Annotated in this window: 21 protein-coding genes and 1 tRNA gene; 15 read left to right on the forward strand and 7 right to left on the reverse strand. The window is 67.7% G+C overall.

Annotated elements, in window-relative coordinates; genetic code table 11:
• Positions 1-52: 52 nt before the first annotated feature.
• From F1642_RS09665 to F1642_RS09675, 3 genes are read left to right on the forward strand one after another with little or no spacing between them, the layout of a single operon-like run.
• On the forward strand, positions 53-1,117 hold the full coding sequence (locus F1642_RS09665; protein WP_148911184.1) for an efflux RND transporter periplasmic adaptor subunit: 1,065 nt from the start codon (positions 53-55) through the stop codon (positions 1,115-1,117).
• Positions 1,114-2,214 carry an efflux RND transporter periplasmic adaptor subunit gene (locus tag F1642_RS09670; RefSeq protein WP_194886112.1) on the forward strand — a complete coding sequence of 367 codons (1,101 nt, stop codon included), beginning with the start codon at positions 1,114-1,116 and terminating at the stop codon, positions 2,212-2,214. Before F1642_RS09665 ends, F1642_RS09670 begins: the two co-directional genes overlap by 4 nt.
• The gene (locus F1642_RS09675) at positions 2,211-5,264 is read left to right on the forward strand and encodes an efflux RND transporter permease subunit (protein ID WP_139597819.1); all 3,054 of its coding nucleotides are present in this window, start codon (positions 2,211-2,213) and stop codon (positions 5,262-5,264) included. The genes F1642_RS09670 and F1642_RS09675 overlap by 4 nt, the downstream gene beginning before the upstream one ends.
• Before the next feature lie 139 nt (positions 5,265-5,403).
• Here F1642_RS09675 and msrA read toward each other — a convergent pair whose 3' ends face one another.
• The 3 genes from msrA to F1642_RS09690 form a co-directional block, all read right to left on the reverse strand.
• The gene (gene msrA, locus F1642_RS09680; protein WP_194886113.1) at positions 5,404-5,910 is read right to left on the reverse strand and encodes a peptide-methionine (S)-S-oxide reductase MsrA; all 507 of its coding nucleotides are present in this window, start codon (positions 5,908-5,910) and stop codon (positions 5,404-5,406) included.
• Positions 5,903-6,352 carry a peptide-methionine (R)-S-oxide reductase MsrB gene (gene msrB, locus F1642_RS09685; RefSeq protein WP_045982827.1) on the reverse strand — a complete coding sequence of 150 codons (450 nt, stop codon included), beginning with the start codon at positions 6,350-6,352 and terminating at the stop codon, positions 5,903-5,905. Before msrB ends, msrA begins: the two co-directional genes overlap by 8 nt.
• Before the next feature lie 65 nt (positions 6,353-6,417).
• Positions 6,418-7,386, reverse strand: coding sequence for a nitronate monooxygenase family protein (locus F1642_RS09690; protein ID WP_194886114.1), 969 nt, complete (start codon positions 7,384-7,386; stop codon positions 6,418-6,420).
• Positions 7,387-7,533: 147 nt separating this feature from the next.
• Between F1642_RS09690 and F1642_RS09695 the strand changes: the two genes are divergently transcribed.
• A complete protein-coding gene (locus tag F1642_RS09695) occupies positions 7,534-8,424 on the forward strand; it encodes a 5'-methylthioadenosine/S-adenosylhomocysteine nucleosidase (RefSeq protein WP_194886115.1) in 891 nt (296 codons plus the stop codon).
• A 38-nt stretch (positions 8,425-8,462) separates the two neighbouring features.
• Here F1642_RS09695 and clpB read toward each other — a convergent pair whose 3' ends face one another.
• The gene (clpB, locus tag F1642_RS09700; RefSeq protein WP_194886116.1) at positions 8,463-11,093 is read right to left on the reverse strand and encodes an ATP-dependent chaperone ClpB; all 2,631 of its coding nucleotides are present in this window, start codon (positions 11,091-11,093) and stop codon (positions 8,463-8,465) included.
• A 147-nt stretch (positions 11,094-11,240) separates the two neighbouring features.
• Between clpB and pyrF the strand changes: the two genes are divergently transcribed.
• Positions 11,241-11,921, forward strand: coding sequence for an orotidine-5'-phosphate decarboxylase (pyrF, locus tag F1642_RS09705; protein ID WP_194886117.1), 681 nt, complete (start codon positions 11,241-11,243; stop codon positions 11,919-11,921).
• 24 nt (positions 11,922-11,945) lie between these two features.
• Positions 11,946-12,674: a DUF998 domain-containing protein gene (locus F1642_RS09710; RefSeq protein WP_194886118.1), complete on the forward strand. Its 729-nt coding sequence runs from the start codon at positions 11,946-11,948 to the stop codon at positions 12,672-12,674.
• Here the strand turns inward: F1642_RS09710 and F1642_RS09715 are convergent.
• Both F1642_RS09715 and F1642_RS09720 read right to left on the reverse strand, forming a co-directional pair.
• Complete coding sequence (locus F1642_RS09715) at positions 12,655-13,065, reverse strand: NUDIX hydrolase (RefSeq protein ID WP_194886119.1); 411 nt, start codon at positions 13,063-13,065, stop codon at positions 12,655-12,657. The two genes, F1642_RS09710 and F1642_RS09715, sit on opposite strands and share 20 nt — an antisense overlap.
• Entirely contained in the window at positions 13,062-13,925 is an 864-nt protein-coding gene (locus tag F1642_RS09720; protein ID WP_245008393.1) for an N-formylglutamate amidohydrolase, read from the reverse strand. Before F1642_RS09720 ends, F1642_RS09715 begins: the two co-directional genes overlap by 4 nt.
• A gap of 155 nt (positions 13,926-14,080) precedes the next feature.
• On the opposite strand from F1642_RS09720, the gene F1642_RS09725 reads away from it, so the two are divergent.
• The 9 genes from F1642_RS09725 (at position 14,081) to F1642_RS09765 (ending at position 21,948) form a co-directional block, all read left to right on the forward strand.
• Positions 14,081-14,155: transfer RNA gene (locus F1642_RS09725), tRNA-Val, on the forward strand.
• An 82-nt stretch (positions 14,156-14,237) separates the two neighbouring features.
• Positions 14,238-14,363 carry a type B 50S ribosomal protein L36 gene (ykgO, locus tag F1642_RS09730; RefSeq protein ID WP_042245282.1) on the forward strand — a complete coding sequence of 42 codons (126 nt, stop codon included), beginning with the start codon at positions 14,238-14,240 and terminating at the stop codon, positions 14,361-14,363.
• 197 nt (positions 14,364-14,560) lie between these two features.
• Entirely contained in the window at positions 14,561-15,514 is a 954-nt protein-coding gene (locus F1642_RS09735; protein ID WP_255522340.1) for a calcium-binding protein, read from the forward strand.
• 134 nt (positions 15,515-15,648) lie between these two features.
• Positions 15,649-15,918 (forward strand): 30S ribosomal protein S15, encoded by a 270-nt coding sequence (gene rpsO / locus F1642_RS09740; RefSeq protein WP_045982834.1) that lies wholly within the window; start codon positions 15,649-15,651, stop codon positions 15,916-15,918.
• A 299-nt stretch (positions 15,919-16,217) separates the two neighbouring features.
• Complete coding sequence (locus F1642_RS09745) at positions 16,218-16,748, forward strand: hypothetical protein (RefSeq protein WP_194886120.1); 531 nt, start codon at positions 16,218-16,220, stop codon at positions 16,746-16,748.
• A gap of 230 nt (positions 16,749-16,978) precedes the next feature.
• Positions 16,979-19,123, forward strand: a complete 2,145-nt coding sequence (pnp, locus tag F1642_RS09750) for a polyribonucleotide nucleotidyltransferase (RefSeq protein ID WP_046000707.1) — start codon at positions 16,979-16,981, stop codon at positions 19,121-19,123.
• 91 nt (positions 19,124-19,214) lie between these two features.
• Positions 19,215-20,339, forward strand: a complete 1,125-nt coding sequence (locus tag F1642_RS09755; RefSeq protein ID WP_194886121.1) for a rhamnan synthesis F family protein — start codon at positions 19,215-19,217, stop codon at positions 20,337-20,339.
• Positions 20,336-21,127, forward strand: coding sequence for a hypothetical protein (locus F1642_RS09760; RefSeq protein ID WP_194886122.1), 792 nt, complete (start codon positions 20,336-20,338; stop codon positions 21,125-21,127). The genes F1642_RS09755 and F1642_RS09760 overlap by 4 nt, the downstream gene beginning before the upstream one ends.
• Entirely contained in the window at positions 21,124-21,948 is an 825-nt protein-coding gene (locus tag F1642_RS09765; RefSeq protein WP_194886123.1) for a glycosyltransferase, read from the forward strand. The genes F1642_RS09760 and F1642_RS09765 overlap by 4 nt, the downstream gene beginning before the upstream one ends.
• On the opposite strand, the gene F1642_RS09770 is transcribed toward F1642_RS09765, so the two are convergent.
• Positions 21,949-22,605: a peroxiredoxin gene (locus F1642_RS09770; protein ID WP_045980997.1), complete on the reverse strand. Its 657-nt coding sequence runs from the start codon at positions 22,603-22,605 to the stop codon at positions 21,949-21,951. It lies immediately after the preceding gene.
• Positions 22,606-22,705 lie beyond the last annotated feature (100 nt).

The following is a 22,705-nucleotide window of genomic DNA, read 5'->3' on the forward strand; positions in this document are numbered from 1 at the left end:
GGCGGCTAAAACCGTCGACAGATTGAGCCACAGATGTCGTGGATCGGTTCCGATGTTCAAGCTGCTGCCCCTTGCCCTTGCCATGATGATTCCCGCGCTTGCGGCGGCCCAGGCCGCCCCCGACGATATCCGCGTGCGCATCGTGACCGCCCGCACCCAGCCTCTGGACCTGGACATGCAGCTGTCCGGAGAGATCGAGGCCGTCGACACGCTGGAGCTGGGCTTTCGTCAGGGCGGCCGTGTGACCGAGGTGCTGGTGGCCGAGGGCGACCGCGTCGTCGCGGGCCAGCCCCTGGCCCGGCTGAACGCGGTCCAGCAGGATCAGGCGCTGAACGTCGCGCTGGCGGGCCTGGCCGCCGCGCGCGCGGGCAGCGACCAGGCCCGGCAGGCCCGCGACCGCGCCGATGCGCTGCTGGCGCGGGGGGTCGGCACGCGGGCGGCGGCCGATCAGGCCGAACAGGCGCTGTCCCAGACCCAAGGGGCGCTGGAGCGCGCGGAAACCGCGGTCGAACAGGCGCGGCGCGCCGTCGACGATGCGGTGCTGCGGGCGCCCGAGGACGCCGTCGTGACCGACAAGTCGGTGGCCCCCGGCCAGGTGGTCGCCGCCGCGCAGCCGGTGCTGACGCTGGCCGCGCTGTCGGGGCTGGAGGCCGTCTTCCACGCGCCCGACGACCCGCTGCTGCACGACATCCTGGGCCGCGACGTGCGGATGGAGACGCTGGACGTCGACCGTCCCGACATGGTCGGCACCGTGACCGAGATCGCGCCCCTGGTCGATCCGCAGACCGGCACGGTGACCGTGCGCGCGCGGCTGCTGACGCCCAATGCCGGGATCGTCCTTCTGGGCGCGTCGGTGCGCGGGCATCTGAGCATGGCGATGGAAAAGGGCGTGGTCGTGCCCTGGACCGCCCTGATGCGGTCGGGCGACGATCCGGCCGTCTGGGTGGTCGACGATGACGGGCGCGTGGCGCTGACCAAGGTGGTCATCAACCATTTTGCGGACAGCACGATCTTCGTGTCCGAGGGCCTGTCCGACGGACAGCGGGTCGTGGGTGACGGGGCGCAGCTGCTGTATCCCGGCCGCCGGGTCCAGCCGGTCGCGGAGGGCGTGCAATGAGGGCGCTGATCCTTGCCGGCGTGCTTGCGCTGGCCTGCGGGCCGGCCGCGGCGCTGTCGCTGCCCGACTGGCTGGGCCTTGGCGGTCAGGCCGAGGAGCCCGCGGCCCCGCCGCGCCCGGTGGTCAGCGTGATCGTGGACGATCGCGGCCTGAACGCGCGCTGGATCCCCGGCGTGGTCGAGGCGCGAACCCAGGTCCAGCTGGGCTTTCAGACCCTGGGCCGGATGATCGCGCGGCCCGTCGATCTGGGCGATCAGGTGGCGGCCGGCGATCTGCTGGCGCAGCTGTCCACGGACGATCTGGCCGCGACCACCCGCGCCGCGCGCGCCGCCGTCGATGCCGCGGACGTGCAGGACCGCACCGCGCGCGCGACACTGGAACGCACGCAGGCGCTGGCGGCGCGCAACGTCGCCTCGAACGCCCAGCTGGAACAGGCCCAGCAGGAGGCCAGCGCCGCCGCCGCCGCGGTCGAGCAGGCCCGCTCGCAGCTGCTGCAGGCCGAGGATGCCGAAGGGTTCGCCAAGATGACCGCGCCTTTCGCCGGTGTGGTCAGCGCCGTCTATGAGGTGCCGGGCGCGGTCGTGGATGCGGGCGCGCCCGTGATCCAGCTGTCGGCCCAGGACACCCCAGAGGTGGTGATCGACCTGCCCGAACAGGCGCTGGTCGGGCTTGCGCCGGGCGCCGACTTTACCGTCTGGCATCGCAGCGACCCCCAGGTCGAGATCGCGGCCACGCTGGACCGGGTCGACCCCATCGCCGACAGCGCCACCCGGACGCGGCGGCTGTACCTGACGCTGCCGCCGGGCGCGCCGTTCCGCCTTGGCGCGCTGGTGCGGGCGCGGTTCGGAACGGTCGATGCGCCATCCCTGTCGCTGCCGGCCGAGGCTTTGGTCGCGACCGAGGGCATGCCCTTCGTCTGGCGGGTGATCCGGGATGATGCGGGGGCGCGGGTCGAACAGGCCCCCGTGCAGGCGGCGGCCCCCTTTCGCGGGCGCGTCTCCATCACCCACGGCCTTGACGCGGGCGACGAGGTCGTGATCCGCGGCGTGAAATCCCTGGCCTCCGGCCAGCCCGTCGGCCGGAGGCTGGAGCCGTGAGCACCCCCAAGACCCGCTTCAACCTGTCCGACTGGGCACTGAAGCATCGCAGTTTCGTATGGTTCCTGCTGATCGTGTCGATGATCGCGGGCACCATCAGCTATCTGAACCTGGGCCGCGAGGAGGACCCGGACTTCACGATCAAGACGATGATCATCGGCGCGGCCCTTCCCGGCGCCACCATCGACGAGACGCTGAAGCAGGTCACCACCCGGATCGAGACCAAGCTGGAGGAGCTGGACGAGCTGGACTTTACCCGGTCGGTCACGACGCCCGGCCAGGCGGTCGTCTATGTCGAGCTGGACCCCACCATCCGCGGCCCCGCCGTCCCCGAGGTGTGGAAGCGGGTCCGCCAGATGATGGGCGACATCCGCCCCGAATTTCCCCAGGAATTCGCGGGCTTTCAGTTCAACGACAATTTCGGCGACGTGTTCGGCAACATCTATGCCTTCACCGCCGACGGATTCACGCCGCGCGAGCTGCGCGACCGGGTCGAGGCGATCCGTCGCCAGGTCGCGGCCCTGGACGCCGCCGGCAAGACCGAGCTGCTGGGCGTGCAGGACGAACAGGTGTTCCTGGAGTTCTCCGCCGCGCGGCTGGCGGCCCTGGGCCTGAACCAGGCGCAGGTGATCCAGACCCTGGCCCAACAGAATGCCATCGCGCCGTCCGGCGTGATCCAGGCCGGGCCCGAACGCATCCTGGTGCGCGTCGGCGGCCAGTTCGACGGGGCGGAGTCGATCGAGGCCGTGAACCTGCGCGTCGGAGAGCGGTTCTTCAATCTGGGCGACGTGGCTACCGTCACACGCGGCTATCAGGACCCGCCGACATCGCTGTTCCGCCACAACGGCCAGCCCGCGATCGGGCTGCAGATCGGCATGCGCCAGGGCGGCAACATCCTGGAGTTCGGCGCCGAACTGGAGGCGCTGATGGACCGCATCGCCGCCGACCTGCCCATCGGCATCGAGATGGCGAAATTCGCCGACCAGCCGCATGTGGTCGAAGACGCCGTGGGCCATTTCGTCAAGGCCCTGGCCGAGGCCGTGGCCATCGTCCTGGTCGTCAGCTTCATCAGCCTGGGCCTGCGCGCGGGGCTGGTGGTGACGCTGACCATCCCGCTGTGCCTGGCGATCACCTTCGTCATCCTGGACCTTTACGGCATCACGCTGCAGCGGATCTCTCTGGGCGCGCTGATCATCGCCCTTGGCCTGCTGGTCGACGATGCGATGATTGCCATCGAGACGATGATCTCAAGGCTGGAGATCGGGGAATCGCTGACCGATGCGGCAAGCTATGCCTGGACCTCGATCGCCTTTCCGATGCTGACCGGCACGCTGGTGACGGTCGCGGGCTTCATTCCCATCGGGCTGAACAGCTCTGCCGCGGGAGAGTTCACGTTCTCGCTGTTCGTGGTCATCGCGGTGTCGCTGATCGTGTCCTGGATCGTGGCGGTGCTGTTCGCGCCGCTGCTGGGGGTCACGTTCCTGCGCGCCGACATGGGGCATGGCCACAAGGGGCCGGGCCGGTTGCGGCGCGCCTTCCACGGCCTGCTGCGGGCGGCGATGCGGTTCAAGTGGCTGACCATCGCGGTGACGCTGGCGATCTTTGCGACGTCGGTCTGGGGGATGCGCTTCGTGGAACAGCAGTTCTTCCCCACCTCCGACCGGACCGAGGTGCTGGTCGACATCACGGAACGCCAGAACGCCTCGATCGCGCGGACCCGCGCCGACATGGACCGGCTGGAGGCTAGCCTGGCGGATGATGACGACGTGCTGTTCTGGACCTCCTATGTGGGGCAGGGGGCGCCGCGCTTCGTGCTGTCGATGGACGTGCCCACGGCAGGGCCGCATATGGGCCAGATCGTGATCCAGACCCCCGACCTGGCCGCGCGCGACCGCGTCAAGGCGCGGCTGAGCGCGCTGGCGGCCGCCGAATTTCCGGGCGTCGACATCTATGTCAAGAACCTGGAAATCGGCCCGCCCGTGGGCAAGCCCGTCCAGTACCGCGTGACCAGCCCCGACACCGACGCCGCCCGCGACGCGGCCCAGGGCCTTGCCACGCTGATCGCGTCCGAGCCGCGCCTGCGCGACATCGCGCTGGACTGGAACGAGCCCGCGCGCATGGTCCGCCTGGTCGTGGACCAGGACCAGGCCCGCCGGCTCAGCGTGACCAGCCAGGACATCGCCCAGGCGCTGTCGGCCCTGTTCAGCGGCACCAGCGTGACGCAGCTGCGCGACGACATCTTCCTGATCGACGTGGTCGCCCGCGGCGTGGCCGACGATCGGCAGTCGCTGGCCTCGATCCGCAACATGCAGCTGAACCTGGCGGACGGGCGGGTGGTGCCGCTGGCCGCGCTGGTGACGCTGGAATACGGATCCGAACAGCCGCTGATCATGCAGAGAAACGGCCTGCCCACCGTCACGGTCAAGGCCGCCATCGGCACCGCCGACCAGCCCGCGACCCTGGTCACGGCGCTGGCCGCTCAGGTGGCCGAATACCAAGAAACCCTGCCCCCCGATGTCCGCATCGAGGTCGGCGGCAGCGTCGAGACCTCGGCCGACAGCCAGGCGCCGATCGCCGCGGTGGTGCCGGTGATGCTGCTGATCATGGCCGTCCTGGTCATGGCGCAGATGCAAAGCTTTCGGATGTCGCTGGTGGTGATCGCCGCGGCCCCCCTGGGCCTGATCGGCGTGGTGGCGGTGCTGGTGCCCTTCGGCGTGCCGATGGGTTTCGTGGCGATCCTGGGGATCCTGGCGCTGATCGGCATCCTGATCCGCAACTCGGTCATCCTGGTCCACGAGATCCAGGAACTGCTGCACAAGGGCCGCAGCCAGTGGGACGCCGTGTTCGAGGCCTCGGACAGTCGCGCGCGCCCCATTCTGCTGACCGCGGCTGCGGCGTCGCTGGCGCTGATCCCGATCTCGCGGCAGGTGTTCTGGGGGCCGATGGCCTATGCGATGATGGGCGGCATCATCGCCGGCACGCTGGTCACGCTGGTCTTCGTGCCCGCGCTCTACTGCGCGGTGTTCCGGGTCAGGCCGCCCCGTCCCTGAAGCGTCCGTCTCCAAGCCAATCGGGCCTGAACCGTTCGGATCTGAACCGTCCGGGCGGGGGGTCCGGGGGGCGGCAGCCCCCCGGCCGTCGCGGGACGCCAGAGAACGCCCCGGAACCGCGTTCCGGGGCGCCCGTGCCTCACTCGGCGGCGTCGCGTTTGGGCAAGACCCAATCGGGGCGCGGGAAATGGCAGGTATAGCCGTTGGGAAACCGCTCCAGATAATCCTGGTGCTCGGGCTCGGCCTCCCAGAAATCGCCCACCGGCTCGACCTCGGTCACGACGCGTCCCGGCCAGATGCCGGATGCGTCAACATCCGCGATCGTGTCCAGCGCCACCTGCTTCTGTGCCTCGTCCGCGTAATAGATCGCGGAACGATAGCCCGGCCCGATGTCGTTGCCCTGCCGATTCGGCTTGGAGGGGTCGTGGATCTGGAAGAAGAACTCCAGCAGCCGGCGATAGCTGATCAGGTCGGGGTCGAACATGATCTCGATCGCCTCGGCATGGGTGCCGTGGTTGCGATAGGTCGCGTTGGGCACGTCGCCGCCGGAATAACCGACGCGCGTCGCGATCACGCCTGGCATGCGCCGGATCAGGTCCTGCATGCCCCAGAAGCAGCCACCGGCCAGAACCGCACGTTCAACCATGATGCGCCTCCTCGACCTGGGCCAGATAGTCGCCGTAACCCTCGGCCTCCATCCGGTCCTTGGGGACAAAGCGCAGCGACGCCGAATTGATGCAATAGCGCAGCCCGCCCTGATCGCGCGGACCGTCCGGGAAGACGTGGCCCAGATGGCTGTCGCCGTGCTTGGACCGCACCTCGACCCGGACCATGCCGTGGGTGGTGTCGCGATGCTCGGTCACGTTGCCGTCGATGGGCTTGGTGAAGGCGGGCCAGCCGCAACCGGAATTGTATTTCGTGCTGCTGACGAACAGCGGCTCTCCCGAGACGACATCGACATAGATGCCCGCATCGAAATGGTGGTCGTATTCGCCGGTGAAGGCCCGCTCGGTGCCGTTCTCCTGGGTGACGCGATACTGCTCCGGGGTCAGCCGGGCGATCGCGTCGGGGGTTTTCTCATAGGCCATCTGGTCCTCCACGGATGGGACGGTTCGATCCCCTATATGGGAAGCGTCCCGCCCATCCGCAAAGGTCACAGGCGCGAAACGGCCTCTTTCGCGGCTTGATATTCCGCAGCCAGCCGGTCGATGCGCGCGCCCGCCGGTTCCACCGCCCGCACCGCGCCGATGCCCTGGCCCGCGCCCCAGATGGTGGACCAGGCCTTGGGCTTCGACGACCCGCTGCCGAAGTTCATCGCGCTGGCATCCGCCCCCGCCAGGTTGTCCGGGTCCAGCCCCGCCTTGCGGATCGACGGCGCCAGATAATTGCCCGACACGCCTGTGAACAGCGACGAGGTCACGATGTCGGCCGCCGTGCTGTCCACGATCATCTGCTTGTAGTCGGGCTGGGCATTCGCCTCCTCGGTCGCGATGAACGGGCTGCCGATATAGGCCAGATCCGCCCCCATCACCTGCGCCGCCAGCACCGCGCGCCCGGTGGCGATCGAGCCCGACAGCAGCAGCGGCCCGTCGAACCACTCCCGGATCTCCTGGATCAGGGCAAAGGGCGATTGCGGCCCGGCATGGCCCCCCGCGCCGGCGGCCACCGCGATCAGGCCGTCGGCGCCCTTCTCGATGGCCTTCCTAGCGAACATGTTGTTGATGATGTCATGCAGCGCGATGCCGCCGCAGTCATGGGCGGCCTGGTTCACCTCGACCCGCGCGCCAAGCGAGGTGATCCAGATCGGCACCTTGTGGCGGTGACAGATCTCGATGTCGCGCTCCAGCCGCGCATTGCTGCGATGGACGATCTGGTTGACCGCGAAGGGGGCGGCGGGGTGGTCGGGGTTCGCCTGGTTGTGACGGTCCAACTCCTCCTCGATCCGAGTCAGCCAGGCGTCCAGCATGGATGGCTCGCCGTCCTTTTCGCGGGCGTTCAGCGCCGGAAAGCTGCCGACGATGCCCGCCTTGCACTGCGCGATGACCAGGTCGGGCCCCGAGACGATGAACATGGGCGAGGCGACGACCGGAATGCGCAGGCCCTGCAGGATCGGTGGCAGCATGGATGATCTCCCTTGGATTTGCGTCACGATGCCCGCGCCTTGGGCAACGGGCAAGCCGTGACGCGGCGACAGGGTGGCGGCTCTGGCCATCACGGGTGCCGCAGCGTAAGCCGGGGGCGGAATTGCATATCGTGAAAGGCCCGCCCCATGATCCGTCCCGCCCTCGCCCTGATGCTGTCTGCCGCGCCCCTGGCCGCGCATGGCGTCGACGACACGCCCCGCATCGCCGTCATGTCGGCCTTCGAGCCGGAATGGATCAGCCTGCAGGCGGGCCTGGAGGGCGCGGAAACCCAGACCATCAACGGCACCGAGTTCATCACCGGCACCCTGTCGGGGCAGGAGGTCGTGCTGTTCCTGTCGGGCGTGTCGATGGTCAACGCGGCCATGACCACCCAGATGGCGCTGGAGCGGTTCGACATCGAGGCGATCGTGTTTTCCGGCATCGCGGGCGGGGTCGATCCGGCGCTGAACATCGGCGACGTGGTCGTGGCCGACCAGTGGGGCCAGTGGCTGGAGACCGTCATGGCGCGCCGGACCGAGGAGGGCTTCGCCCTGCCGGGGTTCCTGGAATCGCCCTTTCCGAACTATGACATGATCTACACGCGCGAGACGACCGTGGCCTCGGACCGGGGCGAGCCCGAGACGCGGTTCTGGTTTCCCGCCGACCCGGCCCTGTTGGAGGTCGCCGCCCGCGTCGCCGAGGCGACCGATCTGGCCGACTGCAATGCCCAGAACGACTGCCTGACCACCGCGCCGCAGATCCGCGTGGGCGGGAACGGCGTGTCGGGGTCGTCTTTCATGGACAATGCCGGGGTGCGCGACTGGCTGTCCACGACCTTCGAGGCGCAGGTGGTCGACATGGAATCGGCCGCCGTGGCGCAGGTGGCCTGGGCGAACCAGGTGCCGTTCATCGCCTTCCGCTCGCTGTCGGACCTGGCCGGCGGCGGCGAGGGCGAGAACGAGATGGGCGTCTTCATGTCGCTGGCCTCCGACAATTCGGCGGCGCTGGTCAAGGCCTTCCTGGCCGAGATGCCCTGACGGAAACGGCCCCCGGATCGCTCCGGGGGCCGTCTTCCTTAGTGAATCGGCGGGCGCGGGCCTTCGCCGATCGCGCCAAGCCGCGGTCCCGCCTGGCCCACACGGTTGCCGACCAGCAACCCGTCCGGCCCGGCGCTGACATGGACGGTCGCCCCGTCCATGACCTCGCCCGACAAAAGCAGTTCCGCCAGCGGATCCTGCAGGGCGCGCTGGATCACGCGCTTCAGCGGGCGCGCGCCGAAGACCGGGTCGTAACCCTGATCGGCCAGCCACATCCGCGCCGCGTCGTCCATGTCCAGCGTGATCTTGCGACCTGCCAGGCGCTTTTCCAGCCGCGCCATCTGCACCTTGACGATCCCGTCCATGTTCGTCCGCGAGAGCCTGCGGAAGATGATGATCTCGTCCAGGCGGTTCAGGAATTCGGGGCGGAAATGACCGCGCACCGCCTCCATCACCTGATGGCGGGCGTCCGACGCATCCGCCTCCTCGGGCAGATGCGACAGCGCCTGAGAACCCAGGTTCGAGGTCAGGATGATCAGCGTCTGCTTGAAGTCCACCGTCCGGCCCTGGCCGTCGGTCAGCACCCCGTCGTCCAGCACCTGCAACAGCACGTTGAAGACGTCCGGATGCGCCTTTTCGACCTCGTCGAACAGGATCACCTGATAGGGACGCCGCCGCACGGCCTCGGTCAGGACGCCGCCCTCGTCGTAACCCACATAGCCCGGAGGCGCGCCGATCAGCCGGGCCACGGAATGCTTTTCCATGAACTCGGACATGTCGATGCGGACCATCGCGCTGTCATCGTCGAACATGTATTCGGCCAACGCCTTGGTCAGTTCCGTCTTGCCGACACCCGTGGGCCCCAGGAACAGGAAGCTGCCAAGCGGCCGGTTCTCATCGTTCAGACCCGCGCGGGCGCGGCGGACGGCATTGCTGACCGCGGTGACGGCCTCCTGCTGACCGATCACACGCTTGCCGATCTGCTCCTCCATCTTCAACAGCTTGTCGCGCTCGCCCTCCAGCATCTTGGCAGTGGGGATGCCGGTCCAGCGTTCGACGACCTCGGCGATCTGTTCGGGGCTGACGGCCTCCTCGACCATCAGACCGTCGCCCTGCTCGGCTTCGGCCAATTGCTTCTCCAGCCCGGGGATGATGCCATAGGACAGCTCTCCGGCGCGGGCCAGGTTCCCCTCGCGCTTGGCCTGGTCCAGGTCGGCGCGGGCGCGGTCCAGCTGCTCCTTGAGGTCGCGCGACCCCTGCAGCTTGTCGCGTTCCGCCTGCCAGCGGGCGGTCATCTCGGCGCTGCGCTCCTGCAGGCTGGACAGATCCTTCTCCAGCCGTTCCAGCCGGTCCTTCGATGCCGCGTCGTCCTCCTTCTTCAGCGCCTCGGCCTCGATCTGCATCTGCAGGATCTGGCGATCCAGCTGGTCCAGCTCCTCGGGCTTGCTGTCGACCTCCATGCGCAGGCGCGAGGCCGCCTCGTCCATCAGGTCGATGGCCTTGTCGGGCAGGAAGCGGTCGGTGATATAGCGATGCGACAGCGTCGCCGCCGCGACCAGGGCCGCGTCGCTGATCCGCACGCCGTGGTGCAGCTCGTACTTCTCCTTGATGCCGCGCAGGATGCTGATCGTGTCCTCGACCGTCGGCTCCTCGACCAGCACGGGCTGGAAGCGCCGGGCCAGAGCCGCGTCCTTCTCGATATACTTGCGGTATTCGTCCAGCGTGGTGGCGCCGACGCAATGCAGCTCGCCCCGCGCCAGGGCCGGCTTGATCAGGTTGGCGGCATCCATCGCGCCGTCGCCCTTGCCCGCGCCGACCAGCGTGTGCAGCTCGTCGATGAACAGGATGATCTCGCCTGCGGCGGTCTCGATCTCCTTCAGGATCGACTTCAGCCGCTCCTCGAAATCGCCGCGATATTTCGCGCCCGCGATCAGCGCGCCCATGTCCAGCGCCATCAGCCGCTTGTTGCGAAGGGATTCCGGCACGTCGCCGTCGATGATGCGCAGCGCGAGGCCCTCGGCAATGGCGGTCTTGCCGACGCCGGGTTCGCCGATCAGGACGGGGTTGTTCTTGGTGCGCCGCGACAGGACCTGCATGGCACGGCGGATCTCCTCGTCGCGGCCGATGATCGGGTCGATCTTGCCGTCGCGCGCGGCCGCCGTCAGGTCGCGGGCATATTTCTCCAGCGCCTCATAGCTGTCCTCGGCCGATGCCGTGTCGGCGGTGCGTCCCTTGCGGATGTCGTTGATGGCGGCGTTCAGCGCCTGCGCGTTGACCGAACCCGCAGCCAGCGCATCGCGGGCATTGGTGTTGACCATGGCCAGCGCCATCAGCACCCGTTCGGCGGGTACGAAGCTGTCGCCGGCCTTCTTGGCCACGGACTCCGCCTCGTCCAGCACGCGGACCAGCGTGGGGTCGACATAGACCTGACCGCTGCCCGACCCGCTGACCTTGGGCTGTTTCGCCACGGCGGCATCCACCGCCTCGCGCACGCGCTTGGCGTCGCCGCCCGCACGGGTGATCAGGTTCGAGGCCAGTCCCTGGTCGTCATCCATCAGCGCCTTCAGCAGATGCTCGGGCATCACGCGCTGCTGGTTCTCGCGGATCGCGATGGTCTGGGCGGATTGCAGGAAGCCGCGCGACCGTTCCGTGAACTTTTCCATGTTCATCGGCAGTACTCCTTTTGCAAAGCCCCCGTGCTGGTGGCGCCCTGTTGCGGCACGCCCCGGTCCGGGTCTGATGGATCAGATTTGGGGGGGTCGCGGGGTGGTTTCAAGCATGTCATAAGGCCCGCGGAACAAAGAAGGGGATGCGTGATGGATGACCGGCTGATCGTGGCGCTGGACGTGCCGAATGCCGTGGCGGGGCTGGACCTGGCGGGACGCCTGGGCGACGCCGTGGGCTTCTACAAGATCGGGCTGGGCATGCTGACCGGCGGCGGCCTGGCCCTGGCCAACGAGCTGAAGCAGGAGCACGGCAAGCGCATCTTCCTGGACATGAAGCTGTTCGACATCGGCGCGACCGTCGAGGCCGCGGTGCGCGGCCTGGCGCAGTTCGATCTGGACTTCCTGACCGTGCATGGCGACCCGCATGTGGTGGCGGCGGCCAAGCAGGGGGCCGCGGGGTCGAACCTGAAGATCCTGGGCGTGACCATCCTGACCTCGCTGGACCGGGCCGACCTGGACGCGGGGCTGATCCGGCCAGGCGATCTGCACGACATCACCGTAGAACGCGCCGCCCGCGCGTTCGAGGCGGGGGCCGACGGCATCATCTGCTCCCCGCGCGAGGCCGCCGACATCCGCGCCCTGCCGGGATCGCGCCTGATCGTGACGCCGGGCGTACGCCCCGCGGGCAGCGCCCTGGGCGACCAGAAGCGGGTCGAGACACCGGCATCGGCCATCGCCGCCGGGGTCGACCACATCGTGGTGGGCCGCCCGGTCTGGCAGGCCGCCGATCCGCGCGCGGCGGCGCAGGCAATCCTGGCCGAACTGGCTTGACGCCCGGCGCCCCTGCGTCCCAGCATGGCGCGAAACGCGGGGGTGGCGATGGACGATGACGGCGGCGTGCAGAAGGTCCGCAACGAGCTGGTCCTGTCCTTCCTGGCGGTGCGCCGCGCCATCGGCGCCCTGGGGTTCTTTCTGCCGCTGGCGCTGATCGCCTATGCAGTGCTGTGGCCCGAGCCGCTGCGGACCAGCATCTCGGCCTACTATTACTCTCCGATGCGCGAGGTCTTCGTCGGCACGCTGATCGCGCAGGCCGTGTTCCTGTGGAGCTATGAGGGGTTCCGCCCCGATGCGGGCGAATGGATCACTGACAAGGCCATGGCGCGGCTGGCGGCGGTCTCCATCGCGCTGGTGGCCCTGGTCCCCACGGATGGGCCGGACGGGCCCTGCACCGCGCTGGAATGCATCGCGGGTCCGGGCCTGTCGGCGCTGATCCATGTCGTCGCGGCGGGGCTGTTCTTTGCCGCGCTGGCGGTGTTCTGCCTGGTGCTGTTCGTCAGGGGTACCGTGGACGGCCCGGAAAAGGCCGCGTCGAACCGCATCTATCGCATCTGCGGATGGACGATCATCGTCAGCATCGGCCTGATCGGGCTGCTGTTCGCGACGGGCCTGGACGATACGCTGGCGCGCCTGCGCCCGGTCTTCTGGCTGGAGACGGCGGCCACCTTCGCCTTTGCGACCAGCTGGGCGGTCAAGGGCGACAGCCTGCGCCCGCTGACCCGCGCCGTCATTGCCGCATCGCGGTGATCCAGCGGCAGAAATGCGGGATCGCGCGTGGGTGGGTCAGATAGTCAGCCACCGGCATCATGCACCACCCCTGACCTTCGTTCCCGAACCGGATCGCGGCGATCTGGGCCGCGCTGATCTGCCCCGCGAACAGCCAGGACATCAGTCCGGGCGCGGAATGCGACGGAAACGCCCGACCGGTCAGCGCCTGCGGGGACAGGTGCAGCCCGAACTCCTCGTCCAGCTCGCGCAGGGCGCATTGGACGGGCGTCTCCTGTCCTTCGCGGCCGCCGCCGGGCAGGTCCCAATGCGCCGGAAAGGGAATGTTGGGGCGATCGTCGCGTAGGCACGTCAGCAGCCGGTCGCCATGGGTTAGCAGCAGCTTGGCACCGTTGAAGCCCGCGGCGGTCATTCCGCGGCGACGCGCCCGCCCGACTGATCCTGGCCCAGGCCGGACAGGCGGCCGATCACCCGGGCGATTCGCGCCGCGAAGTCGTCGAAGTCGGGGCGGGGGGTGATCGTCGCCTCGTCCATGTAGAGCGAGCGGTCGATCTCCAGCTGCACGACATGGACGTTCTGGGCGGGGCGGCCATAGGCCGAGCAGATGTAGGCCCCCGAGAAGGGGGCATTGCGGCGCAGGGTCCAGCCCTCGGCCTCGACCGCGGCGCTGACCGCGTCCGAGATGCGCGCCGCCGCCGACAGCCCGTGACGGTTGCCCAGCACCATGTCGGGCCGCGTTCCCTGCAGATGCGACAGCGCATCATGGGGCATGGAGTGCATGTCGATCAGGATCGCCTGCCCGAATCGGGCGCGGGCCTGCGCGATCAGCCCGGACAGCGCCGCGTGATAGGGGCGCCAGCAGGCGTCGATCCGGCGGTCGGCCTCGGCCCGGTCGATCTGGCGGTCGTGAATCACCCGGCCCTGGCTGACCACGCGGGGAATCACCCCCAGCCCGGCCAGGGTGCGCTGGTTCAGCGGGTGACGCGGCACGCCGCGCACGACCAGGGGGTCGATCTCGTCCGCGCCGCGGTTGAGGTCCACGATGCAGCGCGGGATGCGCGCAGCCAGCGTGACCGCCCCAAAGGCCGTGGCGGGCGCGATCAGGCGATCGATGAAGGCGTCCTCGGACGATCGCAGGGTCTGGATGGGCAGGCGGGTGCCCTGCAGGAACCAGTCGGGATAGTCATGGCCCGAATGCGGGGACGCGAAGATCACCCCCGAAAGCCAGTGGCGGGGGCGTGTCACGACATAGGGCAGATCAGGCTGGGACAAGGCAGACCTCGGCATCCGGCGCGTCAACGCATATAAACCTGAAAAATTGCCCACCGATAGGCCTTGAATACCCCAGACACCTCGGTTAAAGACCTGCGGACCGAGGGGATTGCACCGGGTTTTCGCAAGGAAACGTGATGGAATCACCAAGGAACGGGCGGTTAGCTCAGCGGTAGAGCACTACGTTGACATCGTAGTGGCCACTGGTTCGATCCCAGTACCGCCCACCATTATTTCGCCGCCCCCGGCCAAAACCGGGGGCATTTCGTTTTCCAATGCGGCTGCGACGCGCCGCGACGATGGAGAAAACCGATGAAGGTTCGCAACTCGCTCCGCTCGCTCAAGAGCCGGCACCGCGACTGCCAGGTCGTGCGCCGCAAGGGCCGCATCTACGTGATCAACAAGACCAACCGCCGCTTCAAGGCCCGCCAGGGCTGATCGGTTGGGTCCTGGCCGGGTCATCCGGCAGGTCACGCGGAAACGACAGAATCACCCGCCCCGCACAGGGCGGGTTTTTTCATGCCGGGCCGCCAACCCGCATTAAGGTTTTATCAACTTTTCCGTACGATGCCGGGCCATGGCGCGTTAGTATCGTGGCATCGGCATGGGGCCGGTCGCGAACGGGGTCTGGGTCGATGATCATTCTGGGCGGGATTCTGGGCGTGCTGATGGCCGGGATGATGGTCGATGTCAGCGCGCTGACCAGTCGGCATGCCGAGGATGACGACGACGACACCCCCGTCCCGGATGAGGAGGAGGGCGAGAGCCTGCCCCCCATCATGCCCGAACCCCAGCCGGAGCCCGAGCCCGAACCGGAGCCCGAGGTGCCGGCCGCGCCGGACGAATCGGTAATCGACGGGTCGGAGGGGCTGGATTTCCTGATGGGGACGCCCGGCGACGATCTGATTCGCGGTCAGGGCGGCGCGGACGACCTGCGGGGCGGCCTGGGCGCCGACACGATCGAGGCGGGGGCCGGCGATGACTGGGTCCAGGGCGACGCGGTCTATGGGCCTGGCGGCGACGACCTGATCTATGGTGGCGAGGGCGACGACCTGCTGGCCGGTCAGGGCGGCAATGACATGCTGTTCGGAGAGGATGGCGACGACACCCTGATGGGCGGGGAGGGCGATGATTCGCTGTTCGGAGGCGAGGGCGACGACGTCCTGGCCGGGCATGAGGGCAACGACCTGCTGGTCTCGACCGGCGGCACGGATGATCTGGACGGGGGCGCGGGCGACGACGTGCTGATCGGCCATGACGGCCCCGAAACGGTCTGGATGAACGGCGGGGACGGCAACGACACGCTGATGCCCGGCGCGCATGACTTTGCGTCGGGCAACGCGGGCGACGACACCTTCTTGCTGCGCCAGGTCCAGGAGGGCTTTCCGACGCTGGCCGATTTCCACGGCGATCACGACCAGCTGGTCCTGCATCTGGATGCGCAGGTCGCGCGCGACGTGCAGCTGTCGCTGCGCGAGGACGCGGGTGGCAGCACGCTGCTGGAGGTGAACGGCCAAGCCGTGGGGCGCCTGCTGAACCCCGAGGCCCTGCGCCTGGGCGACATTCGCATCGTGGCCATCGGCGGCTGAACGGGCTTTCCTTTTCGCCCCTGATGGGCTAGACGCGCGCATCCGTCGGACATCCGGTCCGTGCGGTGTTTCATGGACCTTGCTGGACGACATCCCGGCCTGTGCCCTCACCCTTCATCCGAAAGGAGATCCCGATGTCGATCACCGTCGAAGAAAAAGCCCGCGTCATCGCAGAGTTCGGCACCAAGGAAGGCGATACCGGTTCGCCGGAAGTGCAGATCGCGATCCTGTCCTCGCGCATCGCCACCCTGACCGAGCACTTCAAGTCGCACAAGAAAGACAACCACTCGCGTCGTGGTCTGCTGATGATGGTCGCACAGCGCCGCAAGCTGCTGGACTATCTGAAGAAGAAGGAAGAGGCGCGTTACACCGCCCTGATCGGCAAGCTGGGCCTGCGTCGCTAAGACCGGCACCCCGCATTTCCCTGGCGCCCGCGACCCTGTCGCGGGCGTTTTGCATTGCGGGCGGCGGCTGTCCTTAAGGGCAGGTCGCTTGGCGATCCCCGAACGGCCCAGTAGCGCTGCTTGGGCAGTTACGCGGAAAGAATCAAAGTCAAATCAATATGCTGTCGAAAACAGCCTGCATGCCCGGCAATCTCGGGGCGTTGCCGCGTCCGGGCAATCGCTAAAACTTTCAGGACCCTCTTATGGATCGCGTGGTGACTGAAACGTTAACAGCCCGCCATCATCGTAGGAGAGTTGACATGTTGATCAGTGGCCTGACCAGTGGCTGGCGTACGAACACCACCCCGGCACCCAGCAGCCCCCCGCCGCAGCAACCGCAGGAAACCGCCCCGGCGCAGCAGACCCAGCCCGTCCCGGCCGAGGAGCAGGCCGTGGCGGTGCAACCGGAACCGACGCCGGACGCCGAGGCCGGCTATGATCCCGATGCGATGGCACGCGCCGCCGAAGGCAGCCAGGTGGCCCGGACGGAGCCTGCCCCCGACGCGACGCCCGCGGCAGCCCCTGCCGCCCCGCGCCCCGCGCCGCTGGGCGAGGCCGCGCCTGTCGCGGATGCCGTACCCGCTGCCGTCAAATCCGAGGAGCCGCGTCTGGGTGAGGAGGCGCAGGCGCGCAGCTTTGCCGAAAGCCAGCTGCAGCGCGACCGCCTGCTGAACCTTGCCAGAACGGGCTATGCCGAACTGCGCGACCTGTTCCGCGCGCCAGAGGCGGCGGCCCCGGTTTCGGCCGCCGCCGCCCCGGTGGCCGATCGCCGCGCGCCGGTCGCCGCCTGACGCGACCGCCCGGTCGGCGGGCCGGAAACGGGCGGCCGCACCGTGGTCCGGCCGCCTTTGGCGCATCCGTCGCCGCCCTTCCCAAATCCGGCGTTTTCCTGTATGGCCCCTGTCATCTGTGACGTGAGGTCCTGCCCCGGGGCACATGCAAAGGATAGGGGCGGCGGCAATGGGGCCGCGATACATGACATGGGTGGCCGGAGGGCCGGAGCACCCTTTGAGGAAATCAGATGTTTGATGAAGTGAAGAAATCGATCCAGTGGGGCCAGGAAACCCTGACGCTGGAAACGGGCAAGGTTGCCCGTCAGGCCGACGGCAGCGTCATCGCCACTTTGGGCGAGACCAGCGTCATGGCCAACGTCACCTTCGCGAAGGCGCCGAAGCCCGGTCAGGACTTCTTTCCGCTGACGGTGCATTACCAGGAAAAATACTATGCCGCCGGCAAGGTCCCGGGCGGCTTCTTCAAGCGCGAGGCGCGTCCGTCCGAAAAGGAGACGCTGACCGCGCGCCTGATCGACCGTCCGATCCGCCCGCTGTTCGCCCCCGGCTTCAAGCATGAAGTGCTGGTGATGTGCACCGTGCTGAGCCACGACCTGGTCAACGATCCCGACATCGTCGCAATGATCGCGGCCAGCGCCGCGCTGACCATCTCGGGCGTGCCCTTCATGGGCCCGATCGCGGGCGCCCGCGTCGGCTTCTCGAACGGCGAATATGTGCTGAACCCCGAGGTTCAGGATATGGACGGCCTGCGCAACAACCCCGAACAGCGCCTGGACCTGGTCATCGCCGGCACCGCCGACGCCGTGATGATGGTCGAATCCGAGGCCTATGAGCTGACCGAGCAGGAGATGCTGGGCGCGGTCAAGTTCGGCCATGACGCGATCAAGCCGGTGATCGACCTGATCATCGACCTTGCCGAGGATGCCGCCAAGGAGCCGTTCGACTTCCAGTCGCCCGACTACAGCGCGCTCTACAACCGCGTGAAGTCGCTGGGCGAGGCCGACATGCGCGCGGCTTACGCGATCCGCGACAAGTCCGAGCGTCAGGACGCCATCGCCGCCGCCAAGACCAAGGTCAAGGACGCCCTGACCGAGGAAGAGCTGGCCGATGCCAATCTGGGCTCGGCGCTGAAGAAGCTGGAATCGGGCATCCTGCGCGGCGACATCATCAGCGGTGGCGCCCGCATCGACGGCCGGGACACCAAGACCGTTCGTCCGATCGTCAGCCAAGTCGGCATCCTGCCGCGCACCCACGGTTCGTCGCTGTTCACGCGGGGCGAGACGCAGGCGCTGGTCGTGACGACCCTGGGCACCGGCGATGACGAACAGATCATCGATGCGTTGCACGGCAATTCGCGCTCGAACTTCCTGCTGCATTACAACTTCCCGCCCTATTCGGTCGGCGAGGTTGGTCGCGTGGGCAGCCCCGGCCGCCGCGAGATCGGCCATGGCAAGCTGGCATGGCGCGCGCTGCAGGCGGTTCTGCCCGCGGCGACGGACTTCCCCTACACCATCCGCGTCGTGTCCGAGATCACCGAATCGAACGGGTCGTCGTCGATGGCGTCGGTCTGCGGCGGTTCGCTGTCGATGATGGATGCGGGCGTGCCGCTCAAGGCGCCGGTCGCGGGCGTGGCGATGGGCCTGATCCTGGAAGAGGACGGCCGCTTTGCCGTGCTGACCGACATCCTAGGTGACGAAGACCACCTGGGCGACATGGATTTCAAGGTGGCGGGGACCGAGAACGGGATCACGTCGCTGCAGATGGACATCAAGGTCGCGGGCATCACCCCCGAGATCATGGAGCAGGCCCTGGCTCAGGCCAAGGACGGTCGTCTGCACATCCTGTCGGAAATGGCCAACGCCCTGACCGCAGGCCGGACCGAGTTCAGCGCCCATGCGCCGCGCATCGAGACGATGCAGATCCCGACCGACAAGATCCGCGAAGTGATCGGTTCGGGCGGCAAGGTCATCCGCGAGATCGTCGAGGTTTCGGGTGCCAAGGTCGACATCAACGACGACGGCATCATCAAGATCGCGTCGGCCAACGCCGATTCGATCAAGAAGGCCTATGACATGATCTATTCGATCGTGGCCGAGCCGGAAGAGGGCAAGGTCTATACCGGCAAGGTCGTCAAGCTGGTCGACTTCGGCGCCTTCGTGAACTTCTTCGGCAAGCGTGACGGGCTGGTCCATGTCAGCCAGATCGCCAACCGCCGCCTGGGTCATCCGAACGAGATCCTGAAGGAGGGCCAGGAGGTCAAGGTCAAGCTGCTGGGCTTCGACGATCGCGGCAAGGTTCGTCTGGGCATGAAGATGGTCGACCAGGAAACCGGTGCCGAGATCGAGGAAAAGCAGGACCAGTCGGCCGAAGGCTGATATCCGCACCGAAAGACAGAAGGGGGCAGGGCATCTGCCCCCTTTCGACATTCCGCACGCCGTGGCGTGCACGCTGCACAAGGCCAGTGTCGTGACCGAAAAACCCTTCATGCCGCCCGAGAAGACGCTTTCCGAAAAGCTGGTGCGAGAGACGCGGCGCGTCGGGCGTCAGATCGCGGCCTTGGTGCTGCCGTCTTGGGGCCACGTCGCGCGGGCGGCGCACGATCTGCGGCGCCACAAGACGGTTCACGTGACAGAAGGCGCCCAGCGCCTGATGGACGAGGTCGCGGTCCTTCTGATCTATCAGCCGCGCGGGTTGCTGGATTCGACGCTGTGGCAGCTGCGCTGGATGGCGTCGCAGGGCGTGTCGGTGGTCGTGGTGACCAATGCGCCGCTGGCGGCGGATGACCGCGCGCGTCTGGCAGAGCTGTCCCATCTTGTCGTCGAACGGCCCAACCTGGGCTATGATTTCGGCGGCTACCGCGAGGGCGTGCTGCAGGTTCTTGACCGCGGCATTCGCCCCAGGGCGCTGTACATCATGAACGACAGCATGTGGTTCCCCCTGTCCGAGGATTCCGACGTGCTGAAGCGCAGCCGTGCCGCGCCCGAGGATCTGTGGGGCCTGTTCATCGACCTGGACCAGCAGCATCGAGAGACGGGCGACATGAACGCCCAGCATGTGCAGTCATATTTCTTCCGCTTTTCGGGCCGGATGGTGCGCGACGCGGATTTCGACCGCTATTGGCGCAAGATGTCGTTGGTCAACGAGAAGCGCATCGTGATCCAGCTGCGCGAACTGGGTCTGACCCGCCACTTCCGCAAGCTGGGCTATTCCGTCGGCGGATTGCACAGCTGGCGCGAGGTGGTGCAATTCCTGCTGACGCTGGATGACGAACAGATGATGCGCGACATCCTGCACCACCAGGCGCAGGTGAACCGCAAGGATTCGCGCCTGCTGGATCCGCTGCTGGCGGACCCGACGCTCAGCGCGCTGCAGATCCGCGACATGCTGCGCGAGCGTATCGACAACACCGAACTGCTGGTCTTTTCGACCGCGCTGCATCCGGCGGTCATGACCTCGCTTGGGTTTCCGTTCCTCAAGAAGCAGCGCGTCGAGATGATGGTCGGCAAGCGTGCCAAGATGATCGAGCTGGGCCTGCACGCCGCCTATCCCGAACCGATCCGGCGCGAAGTCGAAATGTGGGACAAGCGATGACCGAACCTCTGCTGATCCTGACGATGAAATGGGGCACGCTCTACAGCAGTGCCGATGTGAACCGGCTTGCGGCGCAGGTCCGGCGGCATCTGGACCGGCCGCACCGGTTCATCTGCTTCACGGACGATGCGGCGGGCCTCGATCCGCAGGTCGAGGCGTTGCCGCTGCCGGAGCTGGGGCTGCCCCAGGGCCATTCGGACACCCGCTGGCGCAAGCTGGCGCTGTTCCGGCGCGACCTGGGCGGCGCCGATGCGGCCCTGTCGGGGACGGCGCTGTTCTTGGACATCGACCTGGTGGTGGTGGATGACCTGGGCCCGTTCTTCGATCTGCCGGGCGACTTCTTCATCATCCGTGACGACGACCTGTTCCGGGCAAAACCCCTGCGCAAGGTGAATCCGAACCGCGACCGGTTCCTGCACAGCGTCGGCAATTCCAGCGTGTTCCGCTATCGGGTGGGTGATCATGGCTATGTGCTGGACGCCTATCTGGCCGATCCGGCGGCGGCCACCCGGGACTATGAGATCAGCCAGCAGTTCCAGTCGGCGCAGCTGGCCGCGCATGGGAACCTGCATTACTGGCCCAAGGGCTGGTGCGTCAGCTTCAAGAACGACTGCGTGCCGCGCAATCTGGCCAGCTATCTGCGCGACCCGTCGCTGCCCCAGGGGGCAAGGATCGTGCTGTTCGCCGGCGCGCCCAAGATGGAGGACGTCTTTGCCGGGCGTGGGCACAAGTGGTATCGCCGCATCGGCGACATCGGCTGGCTGCGCCGCGCGTGGGAAAACCCGTGATCCGCGACGCGTTCCGCCGGTTCAAGCACCGCCGCAGGCTGGCCCGCGCGCTGGCGGAAACCGCCAGCCGCCCGGACCGTCCCGGCAGGCCGCACGGCCTGCCTGCGCCGCTGATCGTGTCGCTGACCAGCCACCGCGCGCGGTTCGCGACGCTGGCGCCGACGCTGCGCGCGCTTCTGCGCCAGACGGTGCAGCCCGATCGTGTGATCCTGTGGCTGGACGAGGGCGACCAGCAGCACCTGCCCGCCGAAGTCCTGGCGATGTCCCGGTTGGAGATCCGCGTCTGCCCGCTGTGGCGGTCCTACAAGAAGATCGTGCCGACCCTGCTGGAGCACCCCGACGCCTATGTCGCCACGGCGGATGACGACCTGTACTATCCTGCCGACTGGCTGGAGCGTCTGGTCGAAGCCGCGCATCGGGGCGCGGGCGTCGCCTGCCTGCGGGCGCATGGCGTAGTGATGGAAGGCAGCCGTCCCGCCCCTTACGAGGGCTGGGATCACAACCTGCGGACGCCACAGACCGGGCCGCTGGTCTTTCCGACCGGCGTGTCGGGGGTGATCTATGCGCCCGGCGTGTTCCATGCCGACGTGACGCGCGACGACCTGTTCATGCGACTGTCACCGGGTGCGGACGACATCTGGCTGTACTGGATGCATCGCATGGCCGGATCTCAGCCCGTCAAGATCGGCGAACGTGCCCGCATCTTTGAATGGGAAGGCAGCCAGGCGGTCAGCCTGCGTTCGGTGAACCGCCCCCCTGCAGGGCAGGGCGGCAATGACCGTGCCATCGCCGCCCTGCTGGATCATTACGGCTGGCCGTGATCAGGCCGGGTCCTTGGCATAGCGCAGATAGGGCAGCTTGATGTCCAGGGGGCCGTATTTCGCCTCGGCCGCGGCATCGTCCAGGGACAGGGCCACGATCACGTCCTGGCCCGGCACCCAGTTGGCGGGCGTGGCGATCGGCACGCCGTCGGTCTTCTGCACCGCGTCCAGCGCGCGCAGGATCTCGGCAAAGTTGCGGCCCACGGACATGGGATAGGTCATGGTCAGGCGGACCTTCTTGTCCGGCCCGATGATGAAGACGGTGCGCACGGTGGCGGAATGGGCGGGCGTGCGGCCTTCGGTCGGCAGGTAGTATTCGGCTGGCAGCATGTCATAGGCCTTGGCGACCCCCAGGTCGCTGTCGTCGATGATGGCGAAGTTCGCAGGAACGCCCGCGACCTTGCCGATATCGGCCTTCCATTTCTGGTGGTCGTCCACGCTGTCCACGGACACGCCCAGCACCTTGGTGTTGCGCTTTTCGAATTCGGGAGCCAGTTGCGCCACGGCGCCGAATTCTGTGGTGCAGACCGGGGTGAAGTCGCGCGGATGGCTGAAGACGATGGCATAGCTGTCGCCGATCCAGTCGTGGAAGCGGATCTGCCCTTCGGTCGAATTGGCGGTGAAGTCGGGGGCCGTGTCATTGATGCGCAGGGACATGGGCGCTCCTTTTCCGGTTGGTTGCGTCGCCCCATAGATAAGCGCCGCGGCGCGGAATGCCAGTGGGGGCGCCATGCGGCCGGGGTTGCGGCGCGGCCTG

The sequence above is a fragment of the Paracoccus sp. NBH48 genome (assembly GCF_015390265.1).
Taxonomy (GTDB): domain Bacteria; phylum Pseudomonadota; class Alphaproteobacteria; order Rhodobacterales; family Rhodobacteraceae; genus Paracoccus; species Paracoccus marcusii.

Coding starts and splice junctions, on each gene's coding strand:
- F1642_RS09760 (WP_194886122.1), top strand. CDS start 20,336: ATGACCGAACCTCTGCTGATCCTGACGATGAAATGGGGCACGCTCTAC.
- F1642_RS09695 (WP_194886115.1), top strand. CDS start 7,534: ATGATCCGTCCCGCCCTCGCCCTGATGCTGTCTGCCGCGCCCCTGGCC.
- F1642_RS09715 (WP_194886119.1), bottom strand. CDS start 13,065: ATGACCGCCGCGGGCTTCAACGGTGCCAAGCTGCTGCTAACCCATGGC.
- msrA (WP_194886113.1), bottom strand. CDS start 5,910: ATGGTTGAACGTGCGGTTCTGGCCGGTGGCTGCTTCTGGGGCATGCAG.
- pnp (WP_046000707.1), top strand. CDS start 16,979: ATGTTTGATGAAGTGAAGAAATCGATCCAGTGGGGCCAGGAAACCCTG.
- F1642_RS09735 (WP_255522340.1), top strand. CDS start 14,561: ATGATCATTCTGGGCGGGATTCTGGGCGTGCTGATGGCCGGGATGATG.
- pyrF (WP_194886117.1), top strand. CDS start 11,241: ATGGATGACCGGCTGATCGTGGCGCTGGACGTGCCGAATGCCGTGGCG.
- F1642_RS09690 (WP_194886114.1), bottom strand. CDS start 7,386: ATGCTGCCACCGATCCTGCAGGGCCTGCGCATTCCGGTCGTCGCCTCG.
- F1642_RS09710 (WP_194886118.1), top strand. CDS start 11,946: ATGGCGCGAAACGCGGGGGTGGCGATGGACGATGACGGCGGCGTGCAG.
- ykgO (WP_042245282.1), top strand. CDS start 14,238: ATGAAGGTTCGCAACTCGCTCCGCTCGCTCAAGAGCCGGCACCGCGAC.
- F1642_RS09770 (WP_045980997.1), bottom strand. CDS start 22,605: ATGTCCCTGCGCATCAATGACACGGCCCCCGACTTCACCGCCAATTCG.
- rpsO (WP_045982834.1), top strand. CDS start 15,649: ATGTCGATCACCGTCGAAGAAAAAGCCCGCGTCATCGCAGAGTTCGGC.
- msrB (WP_045982827.1), bottom strand. CDS start 6,352: ATGGCCTATGAGAAAACCCCCGACGCGATCGCCCGGCTGACCCCGGAG.
- clpB (WP_194886116.1), bottom strand. CDS start 11,093: ATGAACATGGAAAAGTTCACGGAACGGTCGCGCGGCTTCCTGCAATCC.
- F1642_RS09745 (WP_194886120.1), top strand. CDS start 16,218: ATGTTGATCAGTGGCCTGACCAGTGGCTGGCGTACGAACACCACCCCG.
- F1642_RS09670 (WP_194886112.1), top strand. CDS start 1,114: ATGAGGGCGCTGATCCTTGCCGGCGTGCTTGCGCTGGCCTGCGGGCCG.
- F1642_RS09665 (WP_148911184.1), top strand. CDS start 53: ATGTTCAAGCTGCTGCCCCTTGCCCTTGCCATGATGATTCCCGCGCTT.